Below are 17,503 nucleotides of genomic sequence, written 5' to 3'. Positions count from 1 at the left end.
TATATCCCCCTAAAAAATAATTTAATAACTTAATTGTACTACACTTAAAATTTAATAGTGAAAATAAATTGTTAAGATTAAGTTAAGTATCTTTATAAGTGTAGTGGGGTAGTTTTAAATTCTGTTGTAATTAGGCACCCTTAATTACTGTGAAAATCATTAATTGTTATACGATTATATAACAATTAAATTGTATAATTAATAATAAAGTTTGATTATCAAGTAAAAAATTACATTTTGATGTATAATGAAGATAATGTTGAAAAGGAGATTTATAAAATGAATATAAATATAGTGACTGATTTATTGAAAGAAGAAAATGTTGTGAGTATAGATTTATTATTGGTAACAGGTAAATTAGAACGAGCTAAGGAAATTGATGTTGATAAATCATCCGAAAATTTATTGTTTGTGACAAAACCAAAAAACAAAGTAATTAATTTAAATCATGTTGTTAAAATAGAAACTGTACTTAAATTTGAAGGTAATGTCACTTTTTAATAGTTATCTAACACAAGTATGAAAATGATTTAATGAATACCCGCGCACGATATATTAAAAGGCTTAGCCAATGTGGCTTAGCCTTTTTTAGTTTGTGTTGATTTAATATTTTCGAATATATGTTTTTAAATGTACGATGGCGTCAGTAAAATAAACTAGCTGCTACATAAGTGAGGTGTTTTTAAATTTAGTGAAATAAAGTGTGACAATAATGTAAGTTGTATTAATACGCGCCTTTGTTAAAATTATCTTTGGCTTCATGAAGGTCAACTTTAAAAATAATTATTTAATTTAGGAGGATAATATGAACGATAGCGTAAAATACAATAGAATTTCAGAATTAGATTATATGAGAGGCTTTGCCTTACTAGGAATAATTCTTACTAATATAATTTCAATATTTGCTTTGCCAGTACCCAGTAACTATGATCAGGCTAGTTACTTAAAGTTCATTGATTTTTTTGTTGAAAGTAAATTTTTTACAATATTTTCATTTTTATTTGGTGTCGGATTTTATATATTTATTCGCAATGCTCAAGCAAAACAATTAAATAGTAATATCGTATTTATAAGAAGATTAGTAATTTTAGCGTGTTTTGGTTTATTACATCAATTGCTTCAACCAGGTGAAGCGTTATTATTATATTCAATCATTGGTTTAATCTTAATACCTTGTTTTTATTTCAAAAAATATATCAATTTAATCATTGGCTTAATATTGCTAGTTATTTGTATATATATAGGTAGTAAAACAATATTACCGATACCATATTTCATATTAGGACTTGCAGCAGGTCAATTTAATATTTTTGAGAACATTAAGACTAAAGTGTTAATTATAACAGCAAGTATTTCTGGAGTGATATCTGCATTAAGTTGGATTTTGCTAAAGAATTCATATGTATTTCCTACATATAAATTTTTAGAAGATACTTCGAACAATGAATTGATTAATAAATATATTCAAAATAAAGAAATGTATGAACATTTAATAATTATTACTAGTCCATTTATAGCATTATTTTATGTCTCACTATTATTATTAATTATAAAAGTACGAATCTTTGGTAAAATCTTAAGCCCATTACAATTATATGGAAGAATGGCGCTTACAAATTATGTAGGACAAACTTTATTAATTTGGTTGGTTATATTATGTGTGGATAGTGATCAAGTAGATTATATGGATACTTTATGGATTTGTATTGTGATCTATATTTTACAATTGTTATTCACAAGTATTTGGCTGAAATACTTTAAATATGGACCATTGGAATATATATGGAGAATGGGAACTTATTGGAAATGGTTTAGCGTGATAAAAAAATAGACTGGAGTTGAAAATCACACTAATGAGAGAGATGAATAAAATGAAAAACAAAAGAAAGAAAGCTTTACTTTTTGTATTGATCATTACGTTAATTATGGCATTAGCTATGTCAACAATGCATTATATTTTTGGGTATAATTATGAGAATTCTGAAATGGTTAAAGTATTGATTTACTTTGAAATTATTATGAGTGTGCTTTCCATATTTATGTATCAAAAGCTTTTCTCAAGACAAAAATTATTTAACATGCGGCTTTCTTTTTGGTTTTTACCTTTTATTATTTTGATCATCATTACATTGGTTGCATTTTTTATAACTGGAGATTTTACCGGCAAAATACCGATTGTTTCTTTAATATTAGTAACAACACTTTTAGTTGGTGTTAGTGAAGAAGTAGTATTTAGAGGTATAGTGTTGCAAACATTTTTACAAAAAGGTGGAATAGTAACAGCTATTTTAGTTAGTGCGATATTATTTTCCTTATTTCACGCAGTTAATATTTTTGGCGGAGCATCAATAAGTGAAGTGATAAACCAAATGATTGGGGTATTTTTAGGTGGAATAGTGTATGCTTGTCTCTCAATAAATTTAAAGAGCTTTATACCACTTATTATATATCACTGTTTATGGGATTTTCTAATATTAAGTAATGAAATAGTTAGTGCTAACATTGAAGTGCTCATTTTCGTTATAGGAACATTAGAATTTATTATTTTAATTCCAATATTTATATATACAGTCATTAAATTTAATAAAAGAAGTTGAATAAAGTTAATAGGGAATGAACATTATGCAAAAAGGCTGAGACAAAATACATGTCTCAGCCTCAATTATTTTACAGTCAGCTTAGCCCGGGCTTGGTTCATACGACGAAATCTTGTTAAAAAATAGATTTCTGTCCCACTCCCTAGTAAGTTGACCTGTGATTCTTTAATCAAATTCTATTTCGTATAATGATTCGTTTATTTGTTCGTACAGCTCATATTTTTCTAAATAATCAATCCATACATCATTCGGTTTCTTTTCTCTTTCTTCCACTAAAGATTTAATTTTTTCATAAATACCTTTCATCAAATCTTTATACATCGCATTTGCTGCTCTTTCTATTTTTGCCTCTGACCAACGTTTTTTCGGGGGGCGTCTTTTATCCTTTTCTAGTTGAAAGTTGATAGCTCTGTCGTAAAAGCTATCTAACGCTGGTAATTTATCTTCTATATGTGCTTGAAATTCGTTTAAATTCATAAATATTCTCCTCTTTTAAGAAACAACGTTCTACATAATTCTAACAATAATAGGGTAAATTAAATACCTGATGAATAATTCGCTTATTTTATAAGGAACTGAATTGTTATTAAGTAACTCAGTATCTGGGACTAATTGATTATTAGAATATTATTTGTCAGTTGATAGTGCTATCAACATTAAGTATACCAGTCTATCCATGCGCTTAAGTTATTTTTCTATAAGTTTCTATTTTTTCTTGGTCAATAGGTAGATTTTTAAATGTATGAATCTAAATATAGATGTCCGTTATTCCGACTGAACGTGTAGTATGTTTATTAAATGGATCTATTTTAATATTCTTTTCTTATGTATCAGTGGTAATGTTAAATTTAAATAGTTGAGCATTTTACATATGATTTAATCAATAAACCACATGACTAATACTGTAATGAATATGAGTAACGCGTAAGAATGAAAGCAATTAAATTATTGTATAGTGAATGAAACTCATTTAAATAGATTGGTGGTAAATATATGGAGAAAATAATGGTTATCGGATCTTCGGGTTCTGGAAAATCAACGTTATCAAGACAACTAGGACATGCTTTAGATATACCTGTTTTTCATTTAGACGTATTATTTTGGAAACCTAATTGGGTTATGACAAGTTCTAATGAACAAAAAGTAATTCAAAAAACATTATTGCAAAAAAAAGAAATGGATTATTGACGGAAGTTATACTGGTATCTTAGATGAAAGATTAAATGCTGCAAATACTGTGATACTTTTAGATTTGCCAAGAAAAATTTGTTTTTATAGAGTTTTTAAGAGATTGTTTAAAAATATTGGTAAGACTAGAATTGATATGGGCAAAGATTGCAAAGAAAGAATCAATCTCACATTTTTAAAATATATTTGGAATTTCCCTAAGCACAGAAAACCATATTTATTACAAAAAATTAAGGGAAATAAAAACGATAAAAAAGTATTTGTTTTAACCAGCATTAAAGAAATTGAACAATTTAGAATGAATGTGGAAAAGAACGACATTTTAATCTAAAAATTGCTATGGATTGTTTTTAAATTATTACAGAAATTGCAGTGGTTTGGTCTGATGCCTAACGAGTTGATGAAGTATTAGCCGCAGACTACAGGCAGTTTTTGTAATTGCTAAAAGCATACACAAAAAACGCTGACAAAGTCGGACACTCTGAGACGCCTTAATTAAGGGGTCTTTTTTTGACTATCGAGATAACTTCATAATGAAATTAATTTGAATATTACAGATTAACCAAAAAAATTAAAATGGAATTAATATTAGTGTAATCGGCAATTAAAAACGATATGATATATTATTCTAAGATTGAATTATTTTACACTTTAGCTTACAAGTCAATGACAATATTGCTTGCATAGTTTATTCAGTAAAATAACACTTAGAAGGGACGATTTATAATTAAACGTTACATACAAATTTTTACATTTTTTATTATAGGTGTTTTAAGCATATTAGGACTTACACATTTGAACACTGCTTCTGCTGCGACGACTGCAACTCAAGAGGAAGCTATAAGTCATATGAACACGTTAGAAGGTAAGGGATGGGATTATGATGATGAATATGGCTGGCAATGTTTTGATTTAGTGAATGAGCAATGGGATTATTTGTATGGTCATGGATTAGAAGGTGACTATGCAAAAGAAATTCCAACTAAAAATAACTTTGAGGGCGAGGCAACGGTTTATAAAAATTATGAGGGCTTCCAAGCACAAGCTGGCGATATCGTTGTATTCAATGATGAATTTGGTAGTGGTGCAGGCCACACAGCAATCGTAACGGAAGGTAATTATAATGGCGCTAGTGATAAATTTGAATCATTAGATCAAAATTGGGATGGCGGTGGCGCTGAAAAAACAGAAGTAGCTCACAGAGTAGTACATGATTATGAAACTGAAATGTGGTTTATAAGACCTCATTATACTCAATAAATTACTTCATGACTTATACGCTTGTTTACTATTGGAATGATAAATCAGAATTGTGGAAAAGAGGGTCTTGATATATAAATAGCTGCACATTGTGTTGCAACCATAACTGATTAGGTGGATAATAGAGTTAACGTATGAGAATCATAAAATATTAATTAGGGTGACCACACATGAGTGAAGTATATGTATTCATAATAGAATGTAGCGATGGCAATGTTTACCGTGAGTATGTAGAGAATATATGGAAAATTGATAAGGCATTAGCACTTAAAAGATTTGAAAAAGGCATTCATAAGCATAATTACTTTTATCTAAAAGATTGTGATAGTTATGTAAATGTAGACAAGATTACTTCTATAAGGATTGACGATGCATATAGCACTTAATCAATTACTCATGCTTATTTAATTAATAAAAAGTTAACAGATTATAATTTAAGGCGGGCGCAGCGTTGCGTTAGCCTTATTTTTATATCTAAAAAGTGTAAAAAGGTGGTTTACGATACTAAATATAAATAATAGAATGGTTTAGTATGGTATTTTGGGGATTTAGTGAGGTATTCTAAATGTTGGTATATGTTAAGGCTCTTGGGATGAGCACCTTGATTGGGATTTTAATCTTCTTATTAATGTTTATAGGCACAGGGGAAGATCAACTGCTTGGTAGTGTGATCATGTCACTATTAGGTTTTCTTGGAAGTTTCATTTCTTTCTTGTATGAAAAAAGACATAATAGGGAGACTAAATAGATTGATAAGAACATAAATAGAGCGTAATCCAGTGAGTTAAACAAATTTTACTTGGTTACATGTATCTACGTTTGAACTTGATACTCTATTTATGTTCTTGGGATCTAAGTGTGATAAGGGAGAAGTTAACTGTTGTAACAGTGGCTTCTTTTTTTGTTTACAAACAAGAACAAGTGTTCTATTATATCTTTGAGGTGATAAATATGGAGCCAAATTTAAATTGGAAAAAAGATTTTCAAGAATTCCAAGAAATACTAAATTCTGGCATTAATCCTGAATGGTTATATAGCGCTAAAGCGAACATGATACTGAACCCTGCATATACTGGAGAAGGTAGGCAATTCTTTTTTACAAAAGATATTATGAAAGCGAGTAAAACAATTCCATTCTTTTAATGTGGTTAATGCTATTAATATCTAAAAATGATTTAAATACATTGCTTTAAGCAATATTAATATAGTTATAAAGTTAAACGCTAGGTAGCCATAAATACCTAGTGTTTTTTCATTTTCTGATTTTCAGTTTTTATGGATGCATGATACGCTTATAAAAACTATTAAGTTATAGAAAAAGTGGAGGATTATAGATGAAATCGATAAAAGTGTATCACTATGATGCTTTTAGTAAAAAGCCCAATAAAGGTAATCCTGCTGGTGTTGTTATAAATGGAGACACCTTAACAGAAACGGAGATGCAAGACGTTGCTTTTAAAGTAGGCTTTAATGAAACAGCTTTTCCAATAGCATCTGATAAAGCAGACTTTAGAATACGCTATTTTTCACCAAAACAAGAGATGGAGCTTTGTGGACACGCAACAATGGCAACAATTTATGCGTTAAAGACAAACGGATGGTTAGAAAATAAAACAGAACTAACTATTGAAACAAATGTAGGGGTCTTATCGATACGTATTACAACGAATGATCAAAATGAAATACTTATAACAATGAAACAAGCATTACCACAATTTGAAAAATTTGAAGGATCCCGATATGATTTAGCAAAAGCAATAGGCATTGAAGAAGTAGATTTTGATGATGAGCTACCCATAATGTACGGTAGCACTGGGGCATGGACACTTTTAATACCTATAAAGTCACTTGATATTTTTAATAAAATGGAACCAAATAACAAGGTATTTTCTTCAATTTTAAATGAAATACCAAACGCATCTATACATCCATTTTGCCTAGAAAGTTATCATGAAGAAGCGGATATGCATGGCCGTCATTTTTCTTCAACTTTTTCAGGAACAATAGAAGATCCGGTGACTGGCACTGCTTCAGGTGTCATGGGGGCGTATTTTGCCAAGTATATAAAAAAAGAGGCTCATACTTCCATGAAACTTATTGTAGAGCAAGGACAAGAAATGAAGAAGGATGGCCAAATGATAGTGAATGTTGCAGAAAATAACGAAATCGAAATAACTGGCAATGCAGTTTATGTAGGAGAAATTGATATATCATTTTAGGGATTAAGCGTTGTTTTAAAAGTGTGCGCAGAAATTTATACTTTATAAAAATAGTGAATGGATACTTTTGTATTTGCTATATGGATATAGTAAAGTTAATTTAAATGAGATATGTAGAGAGGTTTGATAGCTATGGATTTAAATAATGTCATAAACGCCTATAAAGTAATACTCTCGAAAGCTTCCGCAACAAGTAATGGTGATAAACGAAGAAACAGCGTAGATAAAATAATTGCACTGTTTATTAAAAACCCTGAAACGAAAAGTGAAGGGCTAAATTTTCTAGAAAGTTTAGATACAGAATCATTCTATAATTTACTTAGTGCGTGGGATATAGGTCGAAGTGTCCTCACAGCACCAGATTGTTTGAATGATGATATTAGAATTAATGGGGGCAAGACAAATTTAATGAAAGAAAATGTTAAAACGTTAAAAAATAATTTGCCTATCCAATATGAAGCAGCCATCTATTTTAAAGATAAAGACTGTATTTTTGTAAAACAATGCCTCATAGCATTTCAGAAAGATTTTATATAATAATATAAACACCACTTAAAGGGCGAGGAATGACTCTTTTAAGTGGTGTTCTACTATAAGTAGTAAACTTTAGAAATATTTGTGTTTATAGCACATGTAGAGGTACAAAATAATTGTAGAAAAAATGACTACTAAAATGATGATAAATTGAAATATACCTATATCAATATTTCCGCCAGTAGCGTTATATATGTCTTTAATACCCATGAAAGATAGAAGCGTGGATAACTCGAAATTTAGTATAGTAATGAATCTTCTATTGAAATTTATAGCGTCTTTGGATATTGTTTTATTCTCAAAACTGGATCTAAAATTTTCGAATTTTACGTAATACTTAAATAAGAGATACATGAAAACCCATAAAGCTAAAATTATTATTGGAAGAATGAATATTTCTTTTTTGTATCCCCACGCATCTGGGTTACTATATAAATCAAAGTGCACAGGTACTCTCTCTGGCAAACTATTGTAATTAATAGAAGTATATAAAAAAAGTAAAATAATGAAAATTAAACCAGTGAAATTCAAGGTTTTATTGATCATGATGTGTCCTTTCAAAATTGGAATATTCGCTATTAACGTCGCATTATAAAGAAATTGCTCATAAAAAAGAACCAAATGCTTTTATAACAAATGGTGTGTTTATGTTCTAAAATAAATGCTTGGAATGTTTATTGTTAATTTATATTTTATAATAAAATTATAGAAAGTGCAAAAAACACGGCTGATAAAATAAATAAGATAGCACCAAAAAATACTAGTTTTCTAGATTGCTTTTGAATACCTAGCTCATGATTATTGTCTAAGTTTTTTTCGCTGATGACTTTGCGCTCATTATTAAATTCATAAAATGAAAATAAACTAATGATCAATAGAATTAAACTAATTATGAAAGTAATAGTGATTAATATGCCCATTTATGAGTTAGCTCCATCTACGTTACTTGATAAAATTTCTAAATAGCGATATATATTATTTGAAGTAGTATCTTTCGGTAAACTGTAAGTGAATACATGACCATTTTTAGTTTCAACAGTGTAAGTGACGTGGTCAAGATTGATATTATAATTAATAATTTGCATAAATTTCTCCTCGGAAATTGAATTTATATTTATTATACAATGAAGGCGTTCGTAATTTTTTGTGACTTTTTAATTGTTTTGAACGATGTATAACTAATTATATCTAATTGTACTACATATAAAGTTATTTTGTTGTAAAAAAGGTAATAAAAGCTAATTTAATTTTATATTTACAAAAACCTGATAGTTTAATTAAAATGTAGAAACACAAACTTTTATAGAAGAGGTTGACAAAGTGTTATATCCATAGTATATTTGTACTCAAGTAATTTTTAATTCGGAAATTTTAAAAGTAGTCTTATTCATTGAATTTTACTCCTTTGGATTTTTTAATAACAAGTTACAAATATATGTGCTAAAGCACACGGAGGTTTTCATATGAATAAAGGTACAGTAAAATGGTTCAATGCAGATAAAGGTTTCGGTTTCATCGAAGTAGAAAATAACGACGACGTATTCGTACATTTCTCAGCTATCAATTCTGAAGGTTACAAATCATTAGAAGAAGGCGAAACAGTTGAATTCGACATCGTTGATGGTGACCGTGGTAAACAAGCTGCTAACGTTAACAAAGCATAATTTAAAATATTAAATTATCTTTAACACTCACCCTACGGGGTGGGTGTTTTTTTGCGTTTAAAATTAAAAGTTAAAAGAATTAATAACAATAAATTATAATAAATATTTAGAAAAGTATAAGAGGATTATTTTGTAAGCGCTTAATTTAACTAGTATACTTAATATATAGTAAAAGGAGCGGATATTATGCAAAATTATAAAGGATTTGATAAAGATTTTAATATTACAGATAAAGTAGCTATTATTACTGGGGGTAACAGTGGTATAGGTAAAGCAATTTCCGATTTTTACATACAAAAAGGGGCTAAAGTTGCAGTATTAGATATAAAAGATAGTGTAAATGAATTGAAAGGTGATCACATTCTAGGTATTCAATGTGATATAACAAATGAACAAGATATAGATAATGCGATTGATTTAACAAAGCAGACTTTTGGTCGTATTGATATATTGGTAAATTCTGCAGGTGTTGCGCTTTTAGATAAAGCGGAAACAATGTCTAGCGAGATTTGGCAAAAACAAATTGATTTAAATTTAACTGCCTCATTCAAAATGGCTCAAAAAGTTGGAAATGTATTTATTGAACAAGGTGAAGGTGGAAAAATTATTAATATGGCAAGCCAAAATGCTTTAATAGCATTAGATAAACATACTGCTTATGGAGTAACAAAAGCTGGAATTGTTAATTTAACTAAGAGCTTGGCATTTGAGTGGGCAAAATTTAATATTAACGTTAACGCTATTGCGCCAACAATTGTTGCAACAGAATTGTCTGATAAAGCATGGGTAGGCAAGGCAAGAGAAGACGCTTTAGCTGGTATCCCTTTAGGAAGATTTGGTGAACCTGAGGAAGTAGCAGCAATCGCTTTATTTTTAGCAAGTGACGCGACCAATTTTATGACCGGAGAAACCATTGTATTAGATGGTGGTAATACGATTAAATAAGTGATGTTAATAAATATTTAGATGAAGATATTTTATAATTAATGAATAATAATAAGTAAATCCTATAAATTAATATTTATAGGATTTACTTATTTTGTGTATATAACTGGGATAGTAGCGATTTTATAAAGTGCTGACGCCTAGGGGAATAATATGAGCGAGAGACTACAGGCTCGAGCCATATCCCAGGCAAGCATGCACTTTAAAATCGTATTAATATGATTTACTAGCAATAATTATTACATGAAATTTATGTAAATAAAAAACACATCAGTAATTTGGGATGTGTTTAGTCATTAAGTATTTGTAAGATTTCATCGTATTTTTGTTCGCTCAACATACCTAATGGACTTTCTTCGAATTTAAATATTAAAAAATCATCGTTTGAATTAAAGGAATTTTTAATACTTTCGTATATTTCATTTCTATCTAGATCACTTTTTAAAAGCCATAATCCTCTATAAATATACAAAGCATTACCTAAGGCATTTAATTTAGCAGGTAATTTTTCATAACCATACGAAATAGAATTCAAATTATACGACAATATATATTTTGACATTAATATCAGCCTCCTGTATAAGCATATCATTAACTGTGAATTAAAAGTTGGACAAAGGTTGATATTAGACGAATTTAGAGCGATTATTTAAGAAAAATATACAAAGCATTTAATTTAGCATTTTATTTACTCAAGCTTAATTCATTTTAGAGGTAATTTAAATTGGGGAAAATAGCTCTCGTTTGCATATAAATATTTAAAAGTGAATACTGTATGTAGGGATTTAAAAAATGACTTTGTTAGAGGATTCATAATCTGTAAAAGTAAGGGAAGATGCATATGCAAATTTTCAGAATAAGCTCAGACCATAAGAAAAGTGCACGTTTTTTAGATAATAGAAGGCTATCAAAGCAAGTATTAGAATTATATCAAATTATTAGAGTATGTTTAGCAAAGTTAAACCTTGTTGATGTAAACAGCAATTATATTAAACATCCCATCGTTGCTCATGTTTATAACAATGGAGAACCGTACATTATAGATACTTTTAAGCTTTTAGAAAGTATGAACGAAGAGCATATTCGCCGTGGAGGAAAACGTTCTGTTGATTTTAATAATGATATAGAGCGTTTGAGTGAAATTGTTTATAAAGAAGAATATCAAAAATATTTTTCACATGAAATGCTACCTCCATTTTATGTTTTTGGTGATCGTAAAGTATACGGAGAAGATGCATTTGAGTTATATCAAATATTATTATTCAATAAATGGAAAGAAGATAAAATACCGGCAAGATGTGGTATTAAAAAAGGGACAGATAAACATGGCACAACGCTATCAAATTGAACAGTTATGGCGACAATATAAATATGAAGTGTTGTGGCACGATCAAAATAGTTACAATAATATTAGAGAAATAATGAAAGAAAATCCGACATATGGAGATATAGCATCTTTGATTTCATATGCTTTAACACTAAAGCCAACTGAAGGTTCTATCATCAATGCTTATGATCATATGTGGGGGTATTTTAAAAAAATACGTAGTTCATCAGAAAATGAATTCCAGAAAGATTTAAAATATCAATTTCAACAACATAATATAGATGAAACTTATCTTTTAGAATTTCTCAAAAGTATGGCTGATTTTTACAACGTTGAATATATAAAGCAATCTTCAATTATAAAAAATTTGAAATAGGAGAAATAATAATGGAAATGATAAAAATATTAACGAGAACATTATTACCTTTTGTGGGCGGCAATATTATAGGTAAAATTACTGCAAAAGAAGCGCCAAAAGATTATGGTAAATTTGAAAAACCACCGTATTCTCCACCACGATATGCGTTTCCTATTGTTTGGCCAATATTATATTTATGTATGGGCGTGGCTTATAATTTGGTTAAAGGTAACGGAACAAATACCAAAGCAGCAACTGTTACGCATTATACTCAGCTTAGTTTGAATTTTCTGTGGTCATTATTGTATTTTAAAAAGAAAGTAAGGGGCATCGCCTTGATTGAGAGTTTTATTTTATTAATAGCAGTAACGACTAACGTTGTTGTATTTTTTAAAAACAAACCTATTTCAGGTATCTTGCTTTTCCCTTATGTTCTTTGGTCTAGTTATGCCAGCTATTTAAATACTGGCAATTGGTTGCTAAATAAAGATAACCCAGAGTATTCAAATGGTCTCTGTAAATAAGATTTTAATTCAAAGTGTCAACAAAGTTTCTGACTTTGCTGGCATTTTTTATTCATATACTTTTATATACTATGGAAGATGAAATACCATGGTTGAGATTTAAATATATTTATCTTTATTAATATAAAATATATTAGAAAATTAGGGGTATAGATATAATATATTAATGCTCATACGGAAGTGAATAACCAAATAGTCATTTTGATATAGAGAGCCGTTAGAATAAAATTGTTGAGGCGAAATAATTTAAATGAAAAGGTGGATTTTATGAATTATATAAAATATTTAAATTCTCAAGATAGTACCCGAATTTATACGAAGATTAATGATGTTGAAAACGCACAAGCAAATATTATCGTAGTACATGGCTTAGGAGAACATTTAGATCGCTATGATGAATTAACAATGCATTTAAATTCAAATAGATTCAATGTCATCCGATATGATCAACGTGGGCATGGACGCTCGGAAGGTCCTCAAACGTATTATAATAATATGAATGAAATAGTGGAGGATCTATCAACAGTTATTAATTACGTGAAATCAAATTTTGAGGGCAAATTATATTTGGTTGGCCATAGTATGGGAGGATATACAGTGACATTATTTGGCACACAATATCCAAATGCAGTAGATGGGATAATCACTTCGGGAGCGTTAACACGTTATAATATTAAATTATTTGGTGAGCCAGATAGAAGTATGTCTCCACATGAATATATAGAAAATGCATTAGGTGATGGATTATGTTCTGACCAAACAGTTGTTGAAAAGTATAAATTAGATGATTTAATTGCTGAAAAAATATCCATGGGGCTCGTTTATACAATACTTGATGGTGTTGAGTATTTAAAAAATAACGCAAAGCAGTTCAAGGATAATATATTAATCTTACATGGTAAAGAAGACGGTTTAGTTAGCTATAAGGACTCAATTCAATTATATGATGAAATAGGCTCTGAGCATAAATCTATTCATATTTATGACGGGTTACAACACGAAATATTTAACGAATCTTCTTATAACAAAAGTATATTTAATGAAATTGTAGATTGGCTAAATTATGAACTAAAATAGTTTTAGAATTTTAAGTATACATCGATATTAGTGTTTCATGCTTTATTAACTATTATGAAATGTTTGTTTTGAACTATTGAACATTTTACAATAGATGGTAGAAGTCATGATTATGGAGGAAATTTATTTATGATGATAAAAACATTACACATGCAATATGAAGAGGGTTTTGAAGCTTTCGATGAACGTGTAAACGAATTCCTACAAGAAGTTAATGATAAGCAACATTGGGAGCTTGTGAGCGTTACACCATCTGTTACGAATAGGATGGAAGGCGTAGATTATTTTATTACGATTGTATTTAAAAAATAAAGTGGAAAACGATTGTCGTTTTCCACTTTATTATAACTAGGTCAGCTATATGAATTTCAGTCCCTTAATGCGTACTTAGTTTAATATCGTAGTATTATTATGCATTAAATGTTTGTTTAGAAACATTAAAATAATCTGCGAGAATAGCAACATCGTTTTCTGAAACACTACGGTATCCATTTTCCCAATCCCAAATCTGGCAAATTCTAAAATCTTTGTCATAGTTATTATTTAAATTGATAACTAATTTGGAGATACTTAAATTATATTTTTCGCGTAATTCATTTAGTACTTTCACAATTAATCACTCCCAAACGAGTTGTAATAAAATCCGTATATAATTGTAGTATACACACTACTTATTTTCAAATTAGTGAACTTATAAAGGCGTTATCATATACTGGTATTATGCAAATTAGCTTGCTAAATAAGAGAAGCATTAAAATGTATTAATAATATAAAATTCGAAAAAGAGAGATAAGGTGGATTCATATGAAAATTATTGCTATGAGTATTTTTGTTGATAATCAAGATAAAGCAAAACAATTTTACACAGAAAAATTAGGATTTAAACTGAAACATGATATTGAAATGGGCGGAGAATTTAAATGGTTGACCGTAAAAGAAAATAACTCTAATAATCCAGTTGAAATAGTGTTAGAACCTAATGTGAGTGAGATCGCTAAAAATTATCAAGAAGGTTTATATAGTGCTAGTATACCCGTAACTATGTTTGGGGTTGAAAATTTGGAAGCATCACATGAGCGTTTAGTTAATTTAGGTGTCGAATTTCATACTGAGCCTAAGGAAGTTGATGGCACCAAACTTGCGATTATAAATGATACTTGTGGTAATTTAATTCAGCTTATAGAACAATAATATACGTAGAAATAGACTGTAACCAACTACTGAACTATTATCGTTAATATGAATTCAGTTTATTTTCTAAGAATTGTAGGAGGTGTTTTATGGAATTAGTAGTTAAACGGACAAAAGATTTATCAAATATTGAACTATTACATATTTTAGAAGAAAGAATAAAAGTATTCGTAGTAGAGCAAAAATGTGCATACCAAGAAATAGATAAAGACGATGAAGAAGCGTTGCATATCATGTTGAAGGATGAAAACCACATTGCTGCATACACACGTATTGTAGATGGCCAGTCGCATATTAGCTTCGGAAGGGTGCTAGTGGCACAAAACTATAGAATGCGAGGCTATGGACGTAATATTGTGCAGAAAACAATAGATATTATAAATGAAAAATATAGTGGATCATTAATCAGCATTTCCGGACAAGCCTATTTAAAATCATTTTATGAATCATTTGGTTTTAAAGGCGTTTCTGATATTTATTTAGAAGACAATATTCCTCATATTACATTCGAAATGATAGCAAGATAATAAGTAGGTTTAATAAACGAAATACATTGGAACCGTTTAAAATTAAGACAAACCTGATTAGATAGATTTTAAAAAAGTAGCTTCCAAAATGGAAACTACTTTTTTAATTTAACTAGGATTTTACCCAGATGTAATTTAGTTCTATTTGAACTCATCGTCTTTACAATAAAATCATTTAGAAAACCGTTCTTTTCAAACAAATGTGATAGCCCCTTAATGTTTATGAGAACGTCTATAGTCGATACACACTAAATTAAGTGTATATTGTTAAGCTCCTGATTTATTGTTTTTTCATTTTATCAATATCTTGAGAAACTAACATTAACAATTCTTCAGTTTCAGAGTCCGTTAAATCATCAGAACCTTTAATTCTAATAACAGAACCTTTATCTGTTTTGACATGGTAGATAGGCTCGTTATCTTTATAAACTTTACGTAGTACTTCCATTTCATCACCCTTTTTTATCTGAAACAATTCTATGTAATTAGTAACACATAATGGTTAAAAATAAAGAATTGAGTTGTTATCATAACTTGCAATTATTTTTATAAAATAAATTGCTAGTTATTAATGCTTTAACTATAGGATAACTTTTTGTTGGATTCATTTCCAACAGTATGATTAATTTTATTTAAATTTATTAATATTTACATATATCGCTATATTCTTTATTGATAAATCAATTATAAGTTTAAATAAATAATTTGAGAACGATTTACAAAATTTAGTTATTTAGGTTTTTATTATATAAAAGCGGGTAAATATAACTAAGCACAAGAAGTCCTCCAAACTTTAGTGTGGAATATATTTTCGATTCGAGATTTCGAGGCTGGGACATATCACATGTCTTAGCCTCAGTTTTTTATATTGGCAGTGGCTGACTGAATTGAAAATGCGCTTATATCAAGCTTTTAAAGAACTACTACTTCATTTATGAAGACAAGTAGTTCTTATGCAAGCGCTGAAGCGCTTGTATTCCATTTTACAGTAGCTGTGCCGGTGCGGGACGACGAAATTTTATTAGAAAAATTAGATTTCTGTCCCACTCCCATTTCTTTTATAATGGCGATAAGTTATATTAATAGTATCATTTAAATTAAAAGGATGTAAAAGATGAAGTTACTCAATATACTATCATTGGTTTGTAGCATATTTATAGCATTGATAATTGTTTATGGTGTGATTATGATGGTTGGTGATGCCATGGGTATTACAACTTTTAATGGTCAATTACTGATTGTAGGGCTATCATTAGTCTTACTTAGTGGATTAGTAGGAAAGCAAAAACCTAGATTATCTATGCTTATATTATTTGTAGGTTTTATTATAGTTGTTATGAATTAATGTATATAAAGATACAGTCCAATAAGTTGAATTAAATTCAATTTATTGGACTGTATTTTATTTGAATAAATACGAGTGGTGTATAGCTTACCCATTATTCAATATTATTTTTTAATTTCTCATCCATATCTTTAGCAACGGCAGTTAATAAGTGAGTTATTTCCGTTTTATTCGATGTGTCATCAGTTTTGACTTTAATTAATAGACCTAAATTTGTCTTTATATGATAAATAGGTGCCTTATTTTCATATACTTTTCTTAAAATTTGCATCTTATCACCTCATCAAATAGAAATACGAAAGTGCAAGAAAGGGGAAACCAAAAACTTTCTAGTGTAAAATGTTACCTAATAGTTATATTAAAGCATTTTCGATTAAATAGGAAATAATTGGATTTTAAAAAGACTGAGCAATGTGTATATGAACTCAGCCTAGCTTTATCTATTTCTAAAATGATTTGATAGAATTGCAGTGTTAAACAATGATTAAAATTGATCGTTTGTTCTATCTTCTTCAACAATATATTCATCTGTTCCGTAATCAGTAGATGTACTTAATATAGATTTTACTAATAGTGCAAATGAAACAACACCTAATAAGACTAATGCAATTTTTTTCATAACATCAAGCTCCTCTTTGTTAGATAGTTTACCATACAGCAATCCGAACAAACGAATATATATGATTAATTTGAGAATATTATTAATAATTATACCAAAAAAATGAATTGCTCAATATATAAATGAGG

26 protein-coding genes and 1 pseudogene are annotated in these 17,503 nt (G+C 29.0%); 19 read left to right on the top strand and 8 right to left on the bottom strand.

Annotated elements, in window-relative coordinates:
- Positions 1–279 precede the first annotated feature (279 nt).
- The 3 genes from ACP3TL_RS08305 to ACP3TL_RS08295 all read left to right on the top strand — a co-directional run bounded on the left by ACP3TL_RS08305 (position 280) and on the right by ACP3TL_RS08295 (position 2,597).
- A complete protein-coding gene (locus ACP3TL_RS08305) occupies positions 280–501 on the top strand; it encodes a hypothetical protein (protein ID WP_021339885.1) in 222 nt (73 codons plus the stop codon).
- A 304-nt stretch (positions 502–805) separates the two neighbouring features.
- Positions 806–1,831 (top strand): DUF418 domain-containing protein, encoded by a 1,026-nt coding sequence (locus ACP3TL_RS08300; protein ID WP_069833356.1) that lies wholly within the window; start codon positions 806–808, stop codon positions 1,829–1,831.
- 40 nt (positions 1,832–1,871) lie between these two features.
- Positions 1,872–2,597: a CPBP family intramembrane glutamic endopeptidase gene (locus tag ACP3TL_RS08295; RefSeq protein WP_069833357.1), complete on the top strand. Its 726-nt coding sequence runs from the start codon at positions 1,872–1,874 to the stop codon at positions 2,595–2,597.
- A 165-nt stretch (positions 2,598–2,762) separates the two neighbouring features.
- Here ACP3TL_RS08295 and ACP3TL_RS08290 read toward each other — a convergent pair whose 3' ends face one another.
- Entirely contained in the window at positions 2,763–3,074 is a 312-nt protein-coding gene (locus tag ACP3TL_RS08290) for a hypothetical protein (protein WP_069817933.1), read from the bottom strand.
- 516 nt (positions 3,075–3,590) lie between these two features.
- On the opposite strand from ACP3TL_RS08290, the pseudogene ACP3TL_RS08285 reads away from it, so the two are divergent.
- From ACP3TL_RS08285 to ACP3TL_RS08260, 6 genes and pseudogenes are all read left to right on the top strand, one after another.
- Positions 3,591–4,116 (top strand): annotated as a pseudogene (locus tag ACP3TL_RS08285) (DNA topology modulation protein).
- 464 nt (positions 4,117–4,580) lie between these two features.
- A complete protein-coding gene (locus tag ACP3TL_RS08280; RefSeq protein WP_256092677.1) occupies positions 4,581–5,045 on the top strand; it encodes a CHAP domain-containing protein in 465 nt (154 codons plus the stop codon).
- Positions 5,046–5,215: 170 nt separating this feature from the next.
- On the top strand, positions 5,216–5,431 hold the full coding sequence (locus ACP3TL_RS08275; RefSeq protein ID WP_069833360.1) for a hypothetical protein: 216 nt from the start codon (positions 5,216–5,218) through the stop codon (positions 5,429–5,431).
- A gap of 565 nt (positions 5,432–5,996) precedes the next feature.
- Entirely contained in the window at positions 5,997–6,188 is a 192-nt protein-coding gene (locus ACP3TL_RS08270; protein WP_031266130.1) for a hypothetical protein, read from the top strand.
- A 191-nt stretch (positions 6,189–6,379) separates the two neighbouring features.
- Positions 6,380–7,264: a PhzF family phenazine biosynthesis protein gene (locus ACP3TL_RS08265; protein ID WP_285326182.1), complete on the top strand. Its 885-nt coding sequence runs from the start codon at positions 6,380–6,382 to the stop codon at positions 7,262–7,264.
- 132 nt (positions 7,265–7,396) lie between these two features.
- Positions 7,397–7,801, top strand: a complete 405-nt coding sequence (locus ACP3TL_RS08260) for a hypothetical protein (protein ID WP_277575786.1) — start codon at positions 7,397–7,399, stop codon at positions 7,799–7,801.
- A 69-nt stretch (positions 7,802–7,870) separates the two neighbouring features.
- On the opposite strand, the gene ACP3TL_RS08255 is transcribed toward ACP3TL_RS08260, so the two are convergent.
- Together ACP3TL_RS08255 and ACP3TL_RS08250 are read right to left on the bottom strand one after the other, a co-directional pair.
- A complete protein-coding gene (locus ACP3TL_RS08255) occupies positions 7,871–8,344 on the bottom strand; it encodes a DUF1648 domain-containing protein (protein ID WP_410529806.1) in 474 nt (157 codons plus the stop codon).
- A gap of 374 nt (positions 8,345–8,718) precedes the next feature.
- Positions 8,719–8,883 carry a hypothetical protein gene (locus ACP3TL_RS08250; protein ID WP_176723007.1) on the bottom strand — a complete coding sequence of 55 codons (165 nt, stop codon included), beginning with the start codon at positions 8,881–8,883 and terminating at the stop codon, positions 8,719–8,721.
- Positions 8,884–9,261: 378 nt separating this feature from the next.
- Here ACP3TL_RS08250 and ACP3TL_RS08245 point away from each other — a divergent pair, with 378 nt between their 5' ends.
- The gene (locus ACP3TL_RS08245; protein WP_002508223.1) at positions 9,262–9,462 is read left to right on the top strand and encodes a cold-shock protein; all 201 of its coding nucleotides are present in this window, start codon (positions 9,262–9,264) and stop codon (positions 9,460–9,462) included.
- A 186-nt stretch (positions 9,463–9,648) separates the two neighbouring features.
- Positions 9,649–10,407: a GolD/DthD family dehydrogenase gene (locus ACP3TL_RS08240; protein ID WP_069833366.1), complete on the top strand. Its 759-nt coding sequence runs from the start codon at positions 9,649–9,651 to the stop codon at positions 10,405–10,407.
- A gap of 289 nt (positions 10,408–10,696) precedes the next feature.
- Here the strand turns inward: ACP3TL_RS08240 and ACP3TL_RS08235 are convergent, their stop codons facing one another.
- Entirely contained in the window at positions 10,697–10,969 is a 273-nt protein-coding gene (locus ACP3TL_RS08235; RefSeq protein WP_057512797.1) for a hypothetical protein, read from the bottom strand.
- A 279-nt stretch (positions 10,970–11,248) separates the two neighbouring features.
- Between ACP3TL_RS08235 and ACP3TL_RS08230 the strand changes: the two genes are divergently transcribed.
- The 5 genes from ACP3TL_RS08230 to ACP3TL_RS08210 all read left to right on the top strand — a co-directional run bounded on the left by ACP3TL_RS08230 (position 11,249) and on the right by ACP3TL_RS08210 (position 14,005).
- A complete protein-coding gene (locus ACP3TL_RS08230; protein ID WP_069833367.1) occupies positions 11,249–11,755 on the top strand; it encodes a pyrimidine dimer DNA glycosylase/endonuclease V in 507 nt (168 codons plus the stop codon).
- Entirely contained in the window at positions 11,733–12,110 is a 378-nt protein-coding gene (locus ACP3TL_RS08225) for a DUF1722 domain-containing protein (protein WP_069833368.1), read from the top strand. The genes ACP3TL_RS08230 and ACP3TL_RS08225 overlap by 23 nt, the downstream gene beginning before the upstream one ends.
- Positions 12,111–12,121: 11 nt before the next feature.
- A complete protein-coding gene (locus tag ACP3TL_RS08220) occupies positions 12,122–12,616 on the top strand; it encodes a TspO/MBR family protein (RefSeq protein WP_069817945.1) in 495 nt (164 codons plus the stop codon).
- A gap of 267 nt (positions 12,617–12,883) precedes the next feature.
- On the top strand, positions 12,884–13,693 hold the full coding sequence (locus ACP3TL_RS08215) for an alpha/beta hydrolase (RefSeq protein WP_069833369.1): 810 nt from the start codon (positions 12,884–12,886) through the stop codon (positions 13,691–13,693).
- Between the two features lie 129 nt (positions 13,694–13,822).
- Entirely contained in the window at positions 13,823–14,005 is a 183-nt protein-coding gene (locus ACP3TL_RS08210) for a hypothetical protein (RefSeq protein ID WP_069833370.1), read from the top strand.
- A gap of 97 nt (positions 14,006–14,102) precedes the next feature.
- Here ACP3TL_RS08210 and ACP3TL_RS08205 read toward each other — a convergent pair whose 3' ends face one another.
- Positions 14,103–14,303, bottom strand: a complete 201-nt coding sequence (locus tag ACP3TL_RS08205; RefSeq protein WP_069833371.1) for a helix-turn-helix domain-containing protein — start codon at positions 14,301–14,303, stop codon at positions 14,103–14,105.
- Between the two features lie 194 nt (positions 14,304–14,497).
- Here ACP3TL_RS08205 and ACP3TL_RS08200 point away from each other — a divergent pair, with 194 nt between their 5' ends.
- Positions 14,498–14,884 carry a VOC family protein gene (locus ACP3TL_RS08200; RefSeq protein ID WP_069833372.1) on the top strand — a complete coding sequence of 129 codons (387 nt, stop codon included), beginning with the start codon at positions 14,498–14,500 and terminating at the stop codon, positions 14,882–14,884.
- Positions 14,885–14,973: 89 nt separating this feature from the next.
- Positions 14,974–15,411 carry a GNAT family N-acetyltransferase gene (locus tag ACP3TL_RS08195; RefSeq protein WP_285326190.1) on the top strand — a complete coding sequence of 146 codons (438 nt, stop codon included), beginning with the start codon at positions 14,974–14,976 and terminating at the stop codon, positions 15,409–15,411.
- A 280-nt stretch (positions 15,412–15,691) separates the two neighbouring features.
- Here the strand turns inward: ACP3TL_RS08195 and vraX (ACP3TL_RS08190) are convergent, their stop codons facing one another.
- Complete coding sequence (gene vraX, locus ACP3TL_RS08190) at positions 15,692–15,859, bottom strand: C1q-binding complement inhibitor VraX (protein ID WP_176723008.1); 168 nt, start codon at positions 15,857–15,859, stop codon at positions 15,692–15,694.
- A gap of 666 nt (positions 15,860–16,525) precedes the next feature.
- Here vraX (ACP3TL_RS08190) and ACP3TL_RS08185 point away from each other — a divergent pair.
- Positions 16,526–16,756 (top strand): hypothetical protein, encoded by a 231-nt coding sequence (locus ACP3TL_RS08185; RefSeq protein ID WP_021339902.1) that lies wholly within the window; start codon positions 16,526–16,528, stop codon positions 16,754–16,756.
- Positions 16,757–16,850: 94 nt separating this feature from the next.
- Here ACP3TL_RS08185 and vraX (ACP3TL_RS08180) read toward each other — a convergent pair whose 3' ends face one another.
- Positions 16,851–17,027 carry a C1q-binding complement inhibitor VraX gene (vraX, locus tag ACP3TL_RS08180; protein ID WP_176721528.1) on the bottom strand — a complete coding sequence of 59 codons (177 nt, stop codon included), beginning with the start codon at positions 17,025–17,027 and terminating at the stop codon, positions 16,851–16,853.
- A 213-nt stretch (positions 17,028–17,240) separates the two neighbouring features.
- The gene (locus tag ACP3TL_RS08175) at positions 17,241–17,375 is read right to left on the bottom strand and encodes a hypothetical protein (protein WP_256092403.1); all 135 of its coding nucleotides are present in this window, start codon (positions 17,373–17,375) and stop codon (positions 17,241–17,243) included.
- Between the last annotated feature and the right edge of the window lie 128 nt (positions 17,376–17,503).

It is taken from the genome of Staphylococcus caseorum, assembly GCF_049943195.1.
In the GTDB taxonomy this organism is placed as follows: Bacteria; Bacillota; Bacilli; order Staphylococcales; family Staphylococcaceae; genus Staphylococcus; species Staphylococcus equorum_A.
Note: the sequence above shows the minus strand (reverse complement) of the source record. Positions and strands in the feature narration are given on the sequence as shown.